The organism is Psychrobacter sp. ANT_H59 (assembly GCF_008369225.1).
Taxonomy (GTDB): Bacteria; Pseudomonadota; Gammaproteobacteria; order Pseudomonadales; family Moraxellaceae; genus Psychrobacter; species Psychrobacter cryohalolentis.
Genome location: NZ_VOBE01000001.1, coordinates 363,923 through 381,806 on the forward strand (window position 1 = coordinate 363,923; position 17,884 = coordinate 381,806).

The 17,884-nt window shown below is 42.5% G+C and carries 16 protein-coding genes; 3 read left to right on the forward strand and 13 right to left on the reverse strand.

The window, feature by feature from the left end:
• Positions 1 to 48: 48 nt before the first annotated feature.
• The 11 genes from purF to FQ083_RS01450 form a co-directional block, all read right to left on the reverse strand.
• The gene (gene purF, locus FQ083_RS01400; protein ID WP_020443308.1) at positions 49 to 1,584 is read right to left on the reverse strand and encodes an amidophosphoribosyltransferase; all 1,536 of its coding nucleotides are present in this window, start codon (positions 1,582 to 1,584) and stop codon (positions 49 to 51) included.
• A gap of 241 nt (positions 1,585 to 1,825) precedes the next feature.
• Positions 1,826 to 2,323 carry a CvpA family protein gene (locus FQ083_RS01405; protein ID WP_011513439.1) on the reverse strand — a complete coding sequence of 166 codons (498 nt, stop codon included), beginning with the start codon at positions 2,321 to 2,323 and terminating at the stop codon, positions 1,826 to 1,828.
• A 98-nt stretch (positions 2,324 to 2,421) separates the two neighbouring features.
• Positions 2,422 to 3,456 (reverse strand): quinone-dependent dihydroorotate dehydrogenase, encoded by a 1,035-nt coding sequence (locus FQ083_RS01410; protein WP_149408481.1) that lies wholly within the window; start codon positions 3,454 to 3,456, stop codon positions 2,422 to 2,424.
• Positions 3,457 to 3,765: 309 nt separating this feature from the next.
• Positions 3,766 to 4,167 carry a DUF4870 family protein gene (locus FQ083_RS01415; protein WP_227500764.1) on the reverse strand — a complete coding sequence of 134 codons (402 nt, stop codon included), beginning with the start codon at positions 4,165 to 4,167 and terminating at the stop codon, positions 3,766 to 3,768.
• Between the two features lie 245 nt (positions 4,168 to 4,412).
• On the reverse strand, positions 4,413 to 4,973 hold the full coding sequence (gene gspM, locus FQ083_RS01420) for a type II secretion system protein GspM (RefSeq protein ID WP_149408483.1): 561 nt from the start codon (positions 4,971 to 4,973) through the stop codon (positions 4,413 to 4,415).
• Positions 4,974 to 4,975: 2 nt separating this feature from the next.
• On the reverse strand, positions 4,976 to 6,289 hold the full coding sequence (gene gspL / locus FQ083_RS01425; RefSeq protein ID WP_149408485.1) for a type II secretion system protein GspL: 1,314 nt from the start codon (positions 6,287 to 6,289) through the stop codon (positions 4,976 to 4,978).
• 117 nt (positions 6,290 to 6,406) lie between these two features.
• Positions 6,407 to 6,865 carry a phosphohistidine phosphatase SixA gene (gene sixA, locus FQ083_RS01430; protein WP_149408487.1) on the reverse strand — a complete coding sequence of 153 codons (459 nt, stop codon included), beginning with the start codon at positions 6,863 to 6,865 and terminating at the stop codon, positions 6,407 to 6,409.
• Between the two features lie 99 nt (positions 6,866 to 6,964).
• Positions 6,965 to 8,260 (reverse strand): NAD(P)H-dependent glycerol-3-phosphate dehydrogenase, encoded by a 1,296-nt coding sequence (locus FQ083_RS01435; protein WP_149408489.1) that lies wholly within the window; start codon positions 8,258 to 8,260, stop codon positions 6,965 to 6,967.
• A gap of 198 nt (positions 8,261 to 8,458) precedes the next feature.
• The gene (locus tag FQ083_RS01440) at positions 8,459 to 9,118 is read right to left on the reverse strand and encodes a nitroreductase (protein WP_149408491.1); all 660 of its coding nucleotides are present in this window, start codon (positions 9,116 to 9,118) and stop codon (positions 8,459 to 8,461) included.
• Between the two features lie 182 nt (positions 9,119 to 9,300).
• On the reverse strand, positions 9,301 to 10,407 hold the full coding sequence (gene zapE / locus FQ083_RS01445) for a cell division protein ZapE (protein WP_020443299.1): 1,107 nt from the start codon (positions 10,405 to 10,407) through the stop codon (positions 9,301 to 9,303).
• A 243-nt stretch (positions 10,408 to 10,650) separates the two neighbouring features.
• Positions 10,651 to 11,310, reverse strand: a complete 660-nt coding sequence (locus FQ083_RS01450) for an alpha/beta hydrolase (RefSeq protein ID WP_149408493.1) — start codon at positions 11,308 to 11,310, stop codon at positions 10,651 to 10,653.
• 502 nt (positions 11,311 to 11,812) lie between these two features.
• On the opposite strand from FQ083_RS01450, the gene FQ083_RS01455 reads away from it, so the two are divergent.
• The 3 genes from FQ083_RS01455 to xseB all read left to right on the forward strand — a co-directional run bounded on the left by FQ083_RS01455 (position 11,813) and on the right by xseB (position 14,243).
• Positions 11,813 to 12,181, forward strand: a complete 369-nt coding sequence (locus FQ083_RS01455) for a hypothetical protein (protein WP_011513429.1) — start codon at positions 11,813 to 11,815, stop codon at positions 12,179 to 12,181.
• Positions 12,182 to 12,380: 199 nt separating this feature from the next.
• Entirely contained in the window at positions 12,381 to 13,925 is a 1,545-nt protein-coding gene (gene xseA / locus FQ083_RS01460) for an exodeoxyribonuclease VII large subunit (RefSeq protein ID WP_149408495.1), read from the forward strand.
• Positions 13,926 to 13,997: 72 nt separating this feature from the next.
• On the forward strand, positions 13,998 to 14,243 hold the full coding sequence (xseB, locus tag FQ083_RS01465) for an exodeoxyribonuclease VII small subunit (protein ID WP_020443296.1): 246 nt from the start codon (positions 13,998 to 14,000) through the stop codon (positions 14,241 to 14,243).
• Between the two features lie 39 nt (positions 14,244 to 14,282).
• Here the strand turns inward: xseB and pncB are convergent, their stop codons facing one another.
• Both pncB and msrAB read right to left on the reverse strand, forming a co-directional pair.
• Positions 14,283 to 15,524: a nicotinate phosphoribosyltransferase gene (gene pncB, locus FQ083_RS01470; RefSeq protein ID WP_149408497.1), complete on the reverse strand. Its 1,242-nt coding sequence runs from the start codon at positions 15,522 to 15,524 to the stop codon at positions 14,283 to 14,285.
• A 405-nt stretch (positions 15,525 to 15,929) separates the two neighbouring features.
• Entirely contained in the window at positions 15,930 to 17,765 is a 1,836-nt protein-coding gene (gene msrAB / locus FQ083_RS01475; RefSeq protein ID WP_149408499.1) for a bifunctional peptide-methionine (S)-S-oxide reductase MsrA/peptide-methionine (R)-S-oxide reductase MsrB, read from the reverse strand.
• Between the last annotated feature and the right edge of the window lie 119 nt (positions 17,766 to 17,884).

Here is a 17,884-nt window from a genome sequence, read left to right on the forward strand (position 1 = left end):
GAGAATCCAGCCTTTTTTTACTTACTTTATTTTAAGATATAAAGAAGCTTAAAGTTCTTCTACACCCATCATATCTACTGGCGTATCAGCGACTATTTGTACCCCTTTTTTACCCTTTTTAGCAGTGTCGTTACGCTGCTCTTGCAGATGCTCAAGATACGCTTCATTGATTTGACCAGTGATGTAGCAGCCATTAAATACGGCACAATCAAAACCTTCAACTTTACTATGCTTAGTATCTTTGACCGCTTCAATCAAATCGTCCAAATCTTGGAAAATTAAGCGGTCAGCACCGATGATATCACGCACTTCTTCAACGCTATGTCCTGACGCGATAAGTTCGCTACGCACTGGCATATCAATACCATAGACATTTGGATACTTAACCGGTGGCGCTGCACTGGCAAAGAATACCTTGCGCGCGCCTGCATCGCGTGCCATTTGGATAATCTCATGGCAGGTTGTACCGCGGACGATTGAATCATCAACCAAAAGGACATTTTTACCTTTAAACTCAAGTGGCACTGCACTTAGCTTTTGACGCACTGACTTTTTGCGCTGCTGCTGACCTGGCATGATAAAAGTACGACCAATATAGCGGTTTTTCATAAACCCTTCACGGTACTTGATATTCATCTTTAGCGCTAGCTCCATCGCTGAGGTACGCGAGGTATCAGGGATAGGAATGACCACATCGATATCATGATCTTCACCCCATTCAGCAAGGATTTTATCGGCCAGTTTTTCACCCATACGTAGGCGTGATTTATAAACGGAGATATTGTCCATAATAGAATCTGGACGGGCAAAATACACATATTCAAAGATACAAGGTGTATATTCTTTTTGCTCAACGCACTGATGCGTATGCAATTTATGGTCCAAATCAATAAATATAGCTTCGCCTGGCTTAACATCACGAACAATACTAAAACCTGAACCGGTCAGAGCAACCGATTCTGATGCCACCATATATTCTGTGCCGCCATTAGCTGCCATGCGCTTACCAAAGATAAGCGGACGAATGCCGTTTGGATCACGAAATGCTAGCAAACCATGACCAGTAATCAAAGCAACTACGCCATAAGCGCCTTCAACACGGCCATAAACCGCTGTCACTGCTTCAAAGATGTCAGCAGGCGTTGGATGAGTTTTGCCTAGATTTTGCATTTCATGTGCCAACACATTGAGCAAAACCTCAGAATCTGAGTCGGTATTTAGATGACGACGATCTTCTTGATAAAGCGACTTCGCCAAGCTCTCAGCATTGGTCAAGTTACCATTATGTGCCAGCGTGATACCGTAAGGCGAGTTGACATAAAAAGGCTGCGCTTCAGCACTGCTTGACGTTCCAGCAGTTGGATAACGCACATGACCGATACCGAATTTACCGACCAGCTTTAACATATGGCGATTCATAAAAACGTCACGTACCATGCCGTTTTCTTTGCGTAAATATAAACGTCCATCCTGTAAAGTCACAATACCTGCCGCATCTTGCCCACGGTGCTGCAACATGGTTAAGGCATCATACAAAATTTGGTTGACCGGCTCATGAGCTGCGACCCCAACGACTCCACACATAGTTGTATCCTATTTTGAATTTGAACCACACATTAAAAACACAATAACGGCATTACTACTGATAAAATCGCTTTAGTTTGTGACCTATCATATGCCGCCAAGCTGATGATGTTTGCTAAGATTAAAATCTTTTTAAGAAGAGAGTGATCTATGACACAAACGGTTGTTGATTAAGCATTGATAATTGATGGATGGTATTTTACGAATATTAGATGCGGTTGAATAGCTTTTTATTCAACCCTTATGATTGATTGACCTGATCCCAAGCCATCCCAAACATATCTGAGACGAGCGCTTTACCGACAGGCGCATAAGGTAATAGCTCAGGTGCCAGTACAGATGTCTGCCACTGCGGCATTTGTACCAATAGTGGCGCACTGATGCTAAGAATCACTAAAACCATCAGCACATTTTTAGCAGCACCTAATAGGCCACCTGCCATCTTATCAAGTACACCCAAACGTAAAGTTTTTAAGACACCTGAAAAGACAAAAGCAACCAAGTGCATGATAGCCAATATCGCAATCACTACCAATAAAAAAGCAGCAGCCATCTGTAAGACAGGGTTCTGGATGATACTCGATAACTGCGGTGCTACGGAAGCGGCCAATCGACTTGCTGCAATAAGAGCGATAAACCAACCGACCAAACCAACTGCCGTCTTAATCAGACCCACTTGAAAGCCGCGCCATAAGCCTATTAGCACCACAACAGCAATCACAATGTCTAAACCACTCATGTTTACCGCCTCGTTACTTTATATCTTTTGTATCAGGTATTGAATTAAGTATTAGATAACAAGCCTTCATACTTTTAATGTAAGCCATATAGCTTAAATTAATTTTCCATCGCGTCGTAATAACCACCGATAGACTGTATACAAGACTGTACAAGTCCAGGCCCTTTGTAAATAAGCCCTGAATAAAGCTGAACCATATCTGCGCCCGCTTCGATTTTCTTGACAGCTTTAGCGCCACTATCGATACCGCCGACCCCAATCAATGCCACTTTACCATCCAGCTGATCAGAGAATTGTTGTAAAATCTGCGTACTAATGTGGCTGACCGGACGACCTGATAAACCGCCTGCTTGATCGCCATCGGGCAAATCTTCGACGCCTACGCGGCTCAATGTGGTATTGGTCGCAATCAAACCATCAATCTCGAAATCCAGCAGTTGCTGAGAGATATAATCTACCTGTATTGGATCTAAATCAGGCGCGACTTTAAGAACCAATGGCACATAAAAACCGTATTCTGTTGCCAATTGACTGTGGCGGTTTTTGATCGCATCTAACAAATGAGTTAATGCTTCTCCGCTTTGCAGGTCACGTAAATTTGCAGTATTTGGCGAAGAGATATTGACAGTGATGTAGGAAGCATGTGGGTAAACACGCTCTAAGCAGTAAACATAGTCATCAGCCGCTTTTTCAACTGGCGTTGCAGCGTTTTTACCGATATTAATGCCGATATTGCCTTTGTATTTACAGCGCTGCACATTTTCAATGAGGTAGTCGACGCCTTCATTGTTAAAACCCATACGGTTAATAATGGCGTCTGCTTGTTTGAGCCTAAATAAACGTGGTCTATCATTACCGGCTTGCGGCTTTGGGGTGACCGTGCCTACTTCGATAAAGCCAAAACCAAGTTCAGCTAAGGCGTCAATATAATCGCCGGTTTTATCTAGCCCAGCAGCGAGACCAACAGGATTAGAGAACTGCAAGCCCATGCAATCAGTTGGCTGCATAGATTGACCATAAACCAAACCTAAAACACGCGCTTTATGAGCTTTATCCAATAAGGATAAGGTCATTTCATGCGCGTGTTCAGGGTCCATATTAAACAAAAAAGGGCGAAGTAAGGCATAAGACATAGTAACGACAGACCCTGCTTGAAAGTGAAAATGAATAAAGAAAACCAATGTGGTCAAGCGCAGCGATTATATCAGCTTAGTCGAAATAAGACCAAAGTTTCATCAGCCAATTTTACTATAGAGAATATATAGTGAATTCAGTATTAAAACGATACAGCGGGACTGGAATAAATTTTACGCAGCCTCTATCGGCGTAGGCACAGCACGCCAGAAAAATTTATTCCAGTTCCGCGTTGCAATATAGCGTATCTATTTTATTTGGAATCGACTATAGCTATCTACTCTCTATATTAAAATACAGCTCAATTATTAAGGAACAGGTCGACCATCCGCTAAAGCAATCCAGCCTCGCACGATACGGTATAAATGCCAAATAAAGGCAACACCCATAATAATAAAACCAATGCTTGCTAGTAATACCGAGCCGACAGCGATGTTACCGCTATCCGCCATCATACTAACGCCAAAACTACCAAGAGCAAAAGTAATGATGCCAATGCCAACGATAAACCACACAATACTGTACCAAAATGTTTTAATTTGCCAGTCAAAGTGCGTGGCAAGCCATGTGCCATCAGCATCACGACGTTTGGCATAATTCATAAAGATAGGCACAATCCACAGCAAACCGGCAGTAAAATAACTGAGTACATATAATAAATACGTAATGTGGTTATAAGTTACTAAAGAGCGGCTTTGTTTATTATTCATATTATCACTCATCGGATTATTTATATGATCACCTGTCATGGCATACATAGCATATTGTGCTGATTATAAAACCCTACACATAAATGAGGCATGAATTTTAAAGTGAAACATTTGTTATAGCTATTTTATAGTGTCTAAGAAGTACTTTTTCAATAAGGTCTGCTGTATAAATGGGTTTGTTAGCATAAAAGCTATTGGCTACTTTTGAGTAAACTTTATCCCAATGCTCCTAGCCCCTTGCCCCTTTATGATGAGGTAACGGTAGCCTGAACCTGAATCGCTTTAGTGAGCAAATCTTGCTGCATAGACAACTGAGTGAATTGCCAGCCTTGTTGTTCAAGCTTACCAAGGGCAGCACTCACCACTGCTTGACTCGGATTGTTAAAGCTCAGTTGTACCGTCTCACCATTAGCAATTACTTGCGCATCTACAATGCCTGAGTTAGTCAACAGCGCATTGACACTACTAGCAGCAGGTATTACCTCTGCACCATCAGTAGTATTGGCAGCCGCTAACGCATTACTATCGATATTACCTGCTTGAGCACGCAACCAAAAATAATCAGCAACCTGTTCTTGGTACTCGATTTTGCTATTATTGGCTGCCTGATGAATGCTATAACCGCCATAACCGCCGACAAACAATAGTAAAAAAGCAGACAGTAATAGCAAAGCCAACTGGTCACGAGAAGACAATGCTTGCCAGCGTACAAATAGCAGGTTTTGATAGCCTGTTATTCGCGCTGATAATGCACTTGTCTGCAGCATCGTTGAGCTACGTTTGGTACGGCGCTTTAGTATTTTCATCATTACCCTTTATTGCCGACACTGCTGTTGTTTTCTATGACATTGACCGTTACTTGACCGCTAAACTGCCCTTGCTCATTGCCATTCACTTGCTCTAGTTTTGCCGTTAAACCTTGCGCGACGAGTGTAGCTGTAAACTGATCAAGACTGCCGCGATCAGGAGCAATCAACGTAAAGCTAAGTGCTGAAGGCTGCATAAGCAATGCTTGCGCCTTTAATGACGACTGTTTAATCAAAGGGGATATACGCGAAAGGACTGCAATATGTGACGCGGTTGCTTGGCTATCGCTACGCAATTTTGGCTCTAATTGAACTTGTAGTTTGGTACGCGTACTGAGTGGCTCATTTGGAAACCAAGACTGATATTGTGTCACAATCTCAGTCTTAGTCGCAGTTGTTGCCTCATTATATTGATACCACTGCACCGCATCAGTCGCCATCTGCAATACCAGTGCCGATAACGCCACCATCAGCGCCACACGAAGATAAGGCGACAACTGCGAATCCGTTGACTTAACAAAAAAGTTCAGCGCATGACGCTCTGCGTTATCAAGTGGTTTTGGCGTCGTCACTAGTGTGGTTAATAACAGTTGATGCTCAGCTATCATGTCAGCTGTAATCGTGGTAAAGCTGCCTGCTGCTATAGAGTTTTCAATCTCAGTTCGATTAGCAAGCTCATTATCAGTCGTAATGATATCAGTAGCAATAATGTCAGAAACGTAGCCGGTATCGTAAACAGGGTCATCAATGGCAGGTACTATCAAGACCTCGCTTAAATGCGGAAAACGCTCAAATATTAGCGGTAAATAGCTGACTGCCATACCTTGATATAAAGATTGGCGAAGCAACATGGTTTCTTTGTCTTGATATAGGGTGATTTGCTGCCCAGCCCCTTCTTCTGGTAGTGGCAATAATAGAAAATCAGGCAATAAAGCAACGATATTCATGCCAGCAAGCTTTGCGCTCTGTTGCCATAATTCGATATCAGTTTGTGCCACCGCATATAGATGGTGCGTGTTGTTATGACTCATTTGCCGAATAGCCAATTGCTCAACAGGCGTTAAAGACGTCTCTTCAAACAAGTACTGTTTGCCACTACTGCCTAACTGCTTAAGCTGAGTGCTGTTTAGCTCCGTATCGACCTGTAACATATGAGTAGAAGGAAAATAAAGACAAATGGCTTTTTGGCTATTTGCTTTATAGCGACTATAGATATCCTGTAGCTGCTGCCAACCCTCGACCAACTGCCAGTGTTGACTGTCTTCATGCCAGACCGCTAGTGGACTGTGCTGCGCTCTTAACCAAACATGTAACACCAAATGTGTCCTCAATTGTTAAAGCCATAATATATCAAAGCTATCATTTAGCTAAAAGGCAGATGCTCTAGGACCATCAATAGCAGCACTATTATTAACCATCAATAATAACTTATATTAATAAGGCTGATCCGGTACAAAGCGGGCAATCTCGCGTGCCATACCTGCCATCACAAAATCCATCTCAAACACACGTGCTTCTGCCAAAGAAAAAGACTCAGGATAGTCATTGGTTAGCAACCCTGCGATATAAGCAACGATAGACATATGACAAACCACCACCAGACACTTAGCTTCAATGTCAGCAATCTCATTTAACGCTTGACGCGCATCGTCAGACGGTGTGAGAGTGTCTTGTATGCTCGATGGAACAGTAGGCAGTTGTGCCTGTAGTTCTGCCAGTGTTTGCTGTGCCCTCACATAAGGACTGACCAAAAAATAATCGGGATGATAATGCGTAGTGATATATTTTGCGGTCTGCTTTGCTTGCTGCTGACCAAAATCCGTCAGCTGGCGGGCGCTATCGGGACGCGTCTCGTCTTCTGCTTGACCATGGCGCATTAAAATAATTTTCATAAGTTATCAACCTTTTTTATTGTTGTTATATCGCCAGTGCAAATTATAAGTAACTCTCTTTTAATGACACGCTATTGCTATTGCGCTAACAACTTCTTACTATTTATTACCCTGCTTACTTTTATCCTCTTTTGATTGACTGTTTGCAGTTTGCATTTGCGCGGTCAGCGAAGCATTACTGTGGTCGTGCTCCATGACAAATTCAACATCACTACGAAAGCCTGCTTCCATCAAATGCAGGGCAACACCAAGCGCCGCTTTGTCTTCATAAATGACGGCATATAACGCATGAGTAATAGGCATATAAATGCCTTCTTTAGTGGCTTTTTCATGTACTTGCTGAATGGTATTCACCCCTTCAGCAGTTTGTCCCAATTTTTTGACCGCTGCATCAATCGTCATCCCGCGACCAAGCATATTACCGATACGATAATTACGACTTAACTCCGAGCTACAAGTGGCATACAAATCCCCGACACCTGATAGCCCTAAAAAGGTCAGCGGATTGGCACCGGCATGTACACCAAAGCGACTCATTTCCGCTAAGCCACGGGTCAATATCATGGCTTTGGTATTTTCACCAACCTCGTAAGCAGCTGCCATACCCATAGCAATGGCATAAATATTTTTTAGCGCGCCGCCAAGCTCAACACCGCGGATATCATCACTAGCAAATACTCTAAAGAATGCACTATGTAATGCCGCTTGTACGGCATGACGTAATGGTTCAGATTCACTAGCGATTACCGTAGCAGATGGCATATTTTTCATGATTTCTATAGCAAGATTTGGACCAGACATCACGCCAAAATTTACTTCAGGTAGCTCGTCTTTGATGATGTCACTCATCAGGGAAAAAGTGTCTTTTTCCATCCCTTTGGTCAAAGAAACAATAGACTGCCCACTAATAAAAGGGGCGATACTTTTAAGCGTTTCGCGAAACGCCAATCCCGGTACGGCAATGAAGATAATATCCGTATCTTTGACTGCGGCTTGCAGCTCATGACTGTATTTTAGGCGGTCATCAAGCTTATAGCCTGGCAGGTATTTTTTATTCATTTGCGATTTTGCCATCGCTTTGACCGTACGCTTGTTGCGCACCCACAACGTGGTATCGCAGCCATTGCGTGCCGCTAAGTTTGCCATGGCGGTGCCAAAGCTACCGCCGCCTAATACCGCTAAACGCAGCTTGGTCGGATTTTTATGTATCTCTTCCATTTTTTTTGCTACGGCAGATTCCACCACACTTGGATTTAATTTTTTACGTCCAAGACTAGATTTGGTGGCACGATCAATGATACCAGACAACAATTTATTTTGTTTTTCAGCCACTTTTTGCTCAGCTTGAGTGCTGTCTACGTTGGTATCTGTGCTTTTGTCATTAGCGCTTATCATATGTTTTATCCGAATTGACTGACTTTGTGATAAATTCATTTATGCTGAGTATACAGTGAGCGCAGCAAAATGTATGAACAATTATTTGTACAAATTAACAGTATTTTTTAGGCTACTAGCTCAGCCAAACAGCCATTCTCGTTAAGTCATTACTTAGCTACGCACTTGGTAGCCCACTATATTACGCAATAAAGACTTTTATTGCTCAAAGCGCATCAGTGGTTCAATATCAATCGGCTTGCGCGTTGGCATATCACAAGGGCTGCTGCCGGTATAAACAAAAGCCGTGACATAATCATCTGCACTTACATCGAAATATGCTTTAACAGCAGGCTCATTACAGAGTAACCCAGTACGCCACACCGTACTAAAACCTTGTGCCTTTAGCGCTAAGATGAGGTTTTGAACTGCCGCACCCGCACTAAGCATCTGTTCAAAGGGTGGTACTTTTTTATGCGCTTGCATTTGTGTGACGACAGTAATAATAACGGGTGCACGTAATGGCATATTATAAGTTTTTTGCCGATCTTTTTCAGATAAGGTATCGCCTTCTTGTGCTGCTTTGGCTTCAGCTGCCACCAAAAATGCACGACCTAGCTCATGACGAGCATTACCCTGTGTGACGATAAAGCGCCACGGCTGTAGTTTCTTATGATCTGGGGCTGTCACTGCACAATCAATAGCGGCTTTTATCTGGCTTTCTGTCGGTGCAGGGATACTCAGATTACCGATACTGCGCCTCGATTTAATCCAATTGATCAGTTGTTCATCGGTCACTTGTGAGTTGGTTACTATCGGACTTTCAGTATTGTTTGGCTCATCATTATTATGGTTGTGACTCTTTTCAGAGGTACTCATGGTCTATCCTTATTCATTATTATAAGTGTTTAGCGGTTAGGCACATTTGCCTATTATAGGTAATATTATTATAGTTTTATGGGATATAAGTAGAAACAACCCAGCTGCTGCTATATTGTTATAGAGTAGCCAACAGTATTGGACAACAACTGGTTTTTAATATTTAAAGAATTGAATAAAATCTATGCTGCATCCGAATCTTCAGTACGATGCTCCATTTTCAGATAATCTTCTGACTGCATCTCAAGCAGGCGCGAACGTGTACGTTCAATCTCGAACGCCAGTTTTTGTCCTTGATATAACTCAAGAATCGGCTGTTGCGCGCGCACCAATAATTTGACACGGCGATCATAAAACTCATCAACTAAATAAATAAAACGTCGTGTTGGATCCCGCAAATCATCATCGAGCGCTGGTACGGCATTGATAAGTACGGTGCTGAACTGCTTAGCGATTTCAATAAAATCAGATGCCGACCGCGGCTCCATGCATAAATGACGGAAGTCGCAAAATAAGATGTCATCGGTACGCGCATTAATCCTGATTTCACGACCATTAACAGTGATAGGCTCATTACTGAATTTTTGATTGTTAGACAAGCTAGCAAAACGGTTGGCGAGCCAGTGATGATTGGCTTTGGTCATGGGCGACTCGTATAGCTCAGCTTGTTGCAGTACACGCAAGCGATAATCAATACCGGAGTCGATATTCATAACGCTGGTATGCTTTTCAACTTCGGCAATAGCTGGCATAAAGCGATCTCGGTGCAAGCCATCTTTATAGAGTCCAGATGGCTCAATATTTGATGTCGCTACCAAGGTAATACCGCGATTGAATAGCATGGTGAACAAATCACCCAAAATCATCGCATCAGAGACGTTAGAGACAAAAAACTCATCAAAACAGATAATCACCGCTTCAGCATAGATGATATCAGCGACTTTTTCTAACGGGTCGCTCTCGCCTTGCAGCTTATGTAGCTCTTGATGTACCCGCTGCATAAAATGATGAAAATGTTGACGCATCTTGCGCTCAATGGTCAATGAATCATAAAACATGTCCATCATCCATGTTTTACCACGTCCTACCCCGCCCCACATATACAAACCTTTGGGTGCAACAGGTTTTGCTTTTAAAAAACTAAAAAAGCCTTTTTTCTGTACCGCGTTATCATTGAGCTGATGGTAAAGACCATCCAAGTAACTCATCGCCAAATACTGCTGCTCATCACGAGTAAACTCATCCGTGCTGATGGCTTGCTCATAACGCTGTAAGGGAGATAAACTCATAATACGACTCATCATTAAACAAAATAAATATCAGAATAAAGTATTAATACCGACAATCGCTACTAACTTATGATTTTTACACTGAGATAGTAGCAACTGGTTTATCAGAATGGCTTATCACAACCATTCTTTAGGTTAACACAGCTTAAGGTTGTAAAAATAATCCGTTAACTCTTAACAATACTGATTAGCGCAAAGCTATTTTAGGTAGCTTAAAGAGTATCAAGCGATCTGTAGCTAATACTATATGTCGCCGTTATACGTATGCTGCTCCAAAAGCTTTTTCAGCTCAGACAAGCGCCCATGGAAAAAGTGTCCTGCGCCATCAACAACGCTCACAGGAATGCCCAGTCGATCAGCAAATTCTTGCATATTATCAGGGTCGATGACTTCATCTGCATTACCATAAATCTCAAAGGTTTTATCGGCGGGTAAGTCTATATCACTGCTGTCATTTTTTTCGACTGAGGGAGCAATGAGAGCAATCTTAGATATCTCAAAATCATCCAGTCCCCATATATGCGGCGACACTAGCACTTGCTCAGCCACACGCGCCGTCACATAACCACCAAAGGAGAAGCCGCCAAGCCACAATTTGCGTGCCGGAGTTTGCTCAGCAATCCATTGTAGCACGGTCATTGCATCAACTACTTCCCCATCAGCATAATCATGCTCACCGGTCGATTGTCCAACACCACGAAAGTTAAAACGTACCACGTGCATACCATTATCACGAGCAAAGCGGTACATGGTCGTCACCACTTTATTATTCATCGTGCCATCGAACAACGGATTGGGATGGCAAAGCAGCGCAACGGTATCCGTATTTGGGTTATTAGAATTGTCTTGTTGCCAAAGCGCGTCAACTTCTAACACGCCAGCAGGAGCGGGAATCAATTGCATATAATACTTATTAGTTAGGAATGAATAGCTCAATTATCCTAGATATGGTTTATATTTCAAGTGATTTGCTGTGTATTGCCGCTATCTGTCGAATTTTTACTATTAATCATAGAAAATTGTCAAAAAATATAGCAGACAGATATTGCTTCAGACAGACATTACTTATGACTTTTGGGCAAACTTAGCGCACCTTTATCGCTGTCTATTTCGGTAGGTAATACAAGCGCAATATCGAACACAATAACCGTCTAGACACTCAATATATCAATAGGGTAAATTCATCGTTTGATAAAAGCTTTAACATATCTATAGTCAGAGAAAAGTAATATCGATACATCAAGTACTGCTGATATTAATTTTTCTTGCTTGCTGTGCCTATGCAGACAGAGGCTGCAAAAAATTTATACCAGCAGCACTGTAGCGTTTTTGAGATATTTTAACTATATCTGTCACTTTTAGGTTCATGCTTTCATTTTTACTTTACCGGAATTAGGAAATACTTATGAAGACTTTTAATAAAACGGCTACTTTAGCAGCCACCTTAGTCGCGGCCCTCACTTTGAGTGCCTGTCAAACCACGCCTTCATCGCCAGTTATTCAACGTGCCAACTCTATTTATGAAACAACTGGTATTGCCAAGACCAAGATAAAAGCTCAGCAAAACGCACTAGATAGTGCTAAGACTACTTGCCGAGGCAAACAGGTGATTATCGTTGAGGATCAAGTGAAATATAATGGCATCTTAAATGAGAGTACAGGGCGTATGATTGGTCAAGCGAGTGCCGTGCTCGGTACCATCCTTGGCACAGGCTCACCAAATTTATCACGTGATGATGACTATGAGTATATGATCAGTTTCCGCTGTCAGTAAGTCATGCCATAAAGCTGTAGTTATATATGTAGTGTATTAGCGATAACTTAGAGCCAATAAGCTTGCGATAAAGATACAATATCAATCGCTGCTTGTTGGCTTTGCTTTTTGTGTAGAGGCTTTTAGGTTAAACTACCCTATCTTATCTTTTACGTCACCTAGCTGGTCTCTAAGCCCTCACTATCTTTGGTCTATTATTATGCGCAAACCCAACCTGTCAAATACCAAGCACACTAAAGTATTAGCGCCTGCCAAAGATTTAGCGACCTTGGAGGCGGAGTTGGCAGAACAAGAAAACAGTCTAGAGGGTAACTTAGAAGATACTGTCCTGCGCCTTAGTGATTACTTATCAGCGGTCGATATGGTGATCAAGCAAACTTTTAATCACCGTGTTTGGGTCAAAGCTGAGATACGAAACTTATCTAGCAAAGGTGGGCATTATTATTTTGAATTGGCAGAAAAAGATGACGACGGTAAAGTCATTGCCAGCTGCCGTGGCAATCTATGGCGCTTTAAAGCGGCGCGGGTTTTAGCCAAGTTTGAGCGCGCAACGGGTATGCCACTGGACCGTGATTTGACGGTTTTATTAAAGGTATCGGCAGGTTTCCATGCGCAATACGGCTTCTCTCTCACCATTGAAGATATTGACCCAAGCTATACGTTAGGCGATTTAGCGCGTCAATATGCTGAGATGGTTGACCGCTTGGCAGGTGAAGGATTATTAAACCTGAATCAGCAGTTGCCAACTCCGTTTGATATCGAGCATGTGTTGGTCATCGCTCCTGAAAAAGCCGCAGGGCTAGGCGATTTTCAAGCGGACGCCAATAGACTCGCGAGTACAGGCGCTTGTCATTTCCATTATCATAACGCCACTTTTCAAGGTAATCATGCCCCAGCAGAGATTCGTCAAGCAATCATCAGTGCTCAGCAGCAATTTGAAAATACTTATCAGCGCCTGCCAGATTTATTAGTAATTATCCGTGGTGGTGGCGCTGTTGGTGATTTGGCTTACCTTAATGATTATGAGCTTGCTGCTTTAGTCGCTGAGCAACCTGTCCCTGTTTGGGTTGGGATTGGTCATGAGCGTGACAAAGTTATTTTAGATGAAGTGGCTCATACTAGCTTTGATACGCCATCAAAAGTCATTGCGGCTATCATGGCGCATTTAGCACAGCTGGTCACTCAGACACTACAATATCAAATGCAGATCAAACAAGCAGCGCAGCGTCAATTAAATACCGCTGAACAACAAACTGCGCGCCAATTGAGCCAAATACAATCGCAAACCATTGGTCAATTAACGGCACTACAAAAAGACAGTGCTTATGCGTGGCGTAGTATCCAACAAAGTGCACATCGTCAAGTGAAACAAGCTGCCAGACAAGCAAGCCAGCTGCATATACAGACTCAAGCCTCTGCTTATCAACAACTTTCACTCGCCTCTACTTATAGTAAAAATCATCAGAAAATTATTATGCAAAGTGCTCAGCAGCAGTTAATACAAGCGCAGCGTGATAGCGCACATCTGCGTGATATTGTACTCTTGCATCGACCGTCTCGCGTGCTTAAGCAGGGCTATAGCATGCTGACTGATGAACAGGACCAACGAATACTGACCAGTAGCAACCAGCTTTACCCGGAGCAGACCATTCATATCGTCCTAAAAGACGGTAAAGCAAAAGCACAGATTATTGATGTCTATGTTGATGATAAAACGCCAGAATCTGCAAACGCATCCTCTTAATCGTCTAGCAGTACAGAATATCCGCAACCGTTATTTATCTATCTATTTTGATTTTTACTATTAGGAAACATTATGAGCACCCCTACTCGCAAACGCAAAAAAGCCGCCCCAAAAACTTTTAAGGCGGCCTACGATATCTTAAAAACCAATGCTGCTGAATTGCAGCAACAAGATGAGCCTGATATTGATAATCTCATGACCACTGTTGAAGAATCGATTGCCGCTTATCGCATTTGCGAGACTCGTATTAACGCAGTACAACAAGCTTTAGATGCCGCGTTCTCTGAAGAAAACAAAACGGTTGCAAGCGAGAGCTAAATAGCCGTTTTGTCGTGCCTAAATGGCTTTTAATGAAAGCTATTCAGGCTCGTCAACCTCAAACACTTGGCGTAGATAGGCAAGATAGGTGTCATTATTGATCATTGTCTTACCTGGACTATCAGACAGTTTAGCGACCGGCTGACCGTTGCATTCAACCAATTTCAGAACAATATTCAATGGCGTGATGCCCATATCGTTGGTGAGATTGGTGCCAATACCAAAGCTGGTTTTGATTTGACCTTTAAAATACTGATGCAAATCCCACGCCTTATTCAGATCCAAGCCATCACTAAAGGTTAACACTTTGGTTCTTGGATCTATTTTTAGCTTTTGATAATGAGCAATCGCCTTATCACCCCAAAGATAAGGGTCGCCGCTATCATGACGCAAACCATCAAAAAGCTTAGCAAAATACAAGTCAAAATCGCGTAAGAACGCATCCATGCCGACGACGTCAGTCAGCGCAATACCCAAATCACCGCGATACTCGTGTACCCAAGCTTCAAGCGCCGCTTTTTGCGAATCACGTAGGCGCACATCCAGTGCCTGAAATGCCTGCATAAACTCATGTGCCATGGTACCAATGGGCGTCATGCCAAGCTTTTTTGCCAAATAAACGTTGGACGTGCCGCCCACTATGTTTGGCTCAGCTTTGTGCAAAGTCTCAACCACATGAGCTTGCCAGTCTTTATTAAACCGTCTACGTGTACCAAAATCAGCAACGATAAAAGGAGGAATATCACGGCTATTGCCTGCTTGTTCGGCAGCATAACGATGTAACAACTCCACTTTCTTCTCTAAGCGGCGCTGCCCTTCTTCAAGCACACTTGCATCCGTTAATACTTTAAAATATAGCTCATTGACAATGGCTAGTACGAATACTTCGAAGAACATCGCCTGAATCATCGGACCTTCGATATCGATAAATAGGCGACCTTTGTCATCGGTAGTCACCGTGATAAAACGACGTTTTAATTTAAACAATTCCAAGTAATCAACGAAGTCTGAACGCATAAAGCGCAAGCCACGTAAGTATTCTAGTTCATCTTCTAAAAATCGCAATTCACATAAGCTGTCTAGTTGCTGCTCTAAGGCATCTTTGATATCAGAAAGTGGATAAGCGGCATCTTTATTATTACGGCAGCGAAAGCGGTAGACACCATGGGTTTGAGGAAACTGATGTAGCATGGCTTGTAGCATAGTAAATTTGTACAAGTCGTTATCAAGTAACGAGGTAATAATAGGCTCAAAAGTAGTAGAAGTATGGGTAACGGTCATGTTACAGCCTTAAATACAAAAATGAAAAATCGCTAAACGAAGCAAGCGATAAATAGGTGGACATAACGATATAGTAAATGAAAAGTAATATCGACACATTATGTACTGCTGATATCAATTTTTCTTGCTTGCTGTGCCTACGCAGACAGAGGCTGCAAAAAATTTGTACCAGCAGTACCGTAGCGTTTCTAGAGTATTTTGACTATATATATTACTGATAGAACAATCATAAGCGTTTGAGTATAACGAACTTTAGATTATTTTTCAGAGTTCACTATGGATTGCAGCAAAATTACTACGATTCATAGCAGTATTCATCACATTATTAGCCGACTATAACCTATAAAAAAGACGCCAAGAATATTCTTAACGTCTTTTTATAAAATTATTAAACCATGTTATTTACTAAGGTTTCGCAGGTTTAACCAACTTCACTAGTGGCGCATAGCCTGACTGAGGCATCACATTGACTGGGATAAACTGCAATGCCCCGCCATTGATGCAATAACGCAGACCGCCACGGTCTTTTGGACCATCAGGGAACACATGACCCAGATGCGAATCCGCTACTCGTGAACGAATCTCAGTACGTACCATGTTAAATGCCATATCGTCATGTTGCGTAATCACTTGCTTATCAATTGGCTTGGTAAAACTTGGCCAACCACAGCCTGAGGCATATTTATCAGTTGATAAGAATAAAGGCTCACCGCTGACCACATCGACATAGACACCGGGTGCAAACAAGTTATCATATTCATGACTGAATGCCCGCTCAGTGCCTGCATCTTGAGTGATATCATATTGTGCTTTGGTCAAAGTGTTTTTTAACGCGCCTTTATCAAACCCAGCATAACGCTTAGGATCTAACGTCTCAGCGACAGTAGTTACTGATGCAAGCTTAGTACGTACCGTGTCTTCAGGCTTGTCATCGGCAAGGCTTAAATCAACATGACAATAGCCATTCGGATTTTTCGCTAGGTAATCTTGATGATACATCTCAGCTAAGTAAAAGTTGTCCAATATTTTGTTTTCAACGACTATCTTTTGCTTATATTGACTTTGCACACGCTTGATTGCAGCATCAACTACTGCTTTATCTGCTTTGTCGGTGTAATAAACCCCTGAACGATACTGTACGCCGCGATCATTACCTTGCTTGTTTAAACTGGTTGGATCAACCACGCGGAAATAATACTTTAAAATCGTATCCAGATCCGTTTTATCAGCATCATAGGTGACTTTGACTGCTTCGGCATGCCCTGAACCACGGATTACTTGCTCATAGCTTGGGTTGACTGTGTCGCCATTGGCATAGCCTGACACAGCATCTACGACACCATCGACTCGCTCCATATAGGCTTCTACGCCCCAGAAACAGCCACCTGCTAGGTAGATTGAGCGGGTGTTAATCGCCTTACCTTTGTCATTATAATAAACGCCATCTTTTTGCTTAATAGTCTCAATTTTACTGTTGTTATCTAATGTTTGGACATTTGCAGGCTTAGCACTACCAGCTTTGAGTTCAGCAAAATCATTATTCGCATTTTCAGCAAGGGCGTAGGCTTGCTCTGCTGACATATTACCTTTGACCAAATGCACCAAATTACCGTTTTTATCGAGTATTGCCCAGCTTGGATAAACCTGTACGCCAAGCGTATTAATCAGCTCACCTGAGGCATCAATCAATACGGGAAGCTTAGGGTAATCGGCTTGCACGCCAGTATACCAAGTGCTGAATTCGCCATCGGCTTTTTCATTCAGATGACCGGGACTTGCCACAGTGACGACATTTAAACCAGAAAATTTAGGATCAGTGCGCCATTCTTCAGTTTCTGCTAGCGTCCCTAAGCATAATGGGCACCAGCTCGCCCAAAACTTAACCAAGGTGGGTTTACTAGGGTCAATCACAGCAGCGCCATTTTTACCCAAACCCTTGGTCAACTGCGGCAATGCTTGCATTGTTTTGAGCATATCGGATGGCAACATATCACGTGAGCTTTTCACGCCACTATTTTGCTTGCTTGTGCTACTACTGACGTTATTCTCTGTACTACTCATCTGCCCACAAGCTACCAATATACCAGCACTCAAGACCGTCGTGACGCCAAACGCACTGATATTCTTTAACCAACGTGACGCAGCTTGCGGTGGGGCTATCGCAGAATTATTAGCGTTCTTATTTTCATGACTATTAGTGTTATGATTATTCGCATCATGATGGTCTTTCTTATGTGGCATGAGATATCCTTTTGACGAAGTCTTACGACTATAAGCTACATGCTGTAGGGCAGCTTATGGTCTTCTTGCGCTATTAGTTAAAGTAAATGAGTAAAGGTTTTGGAGCGATAAACATACTG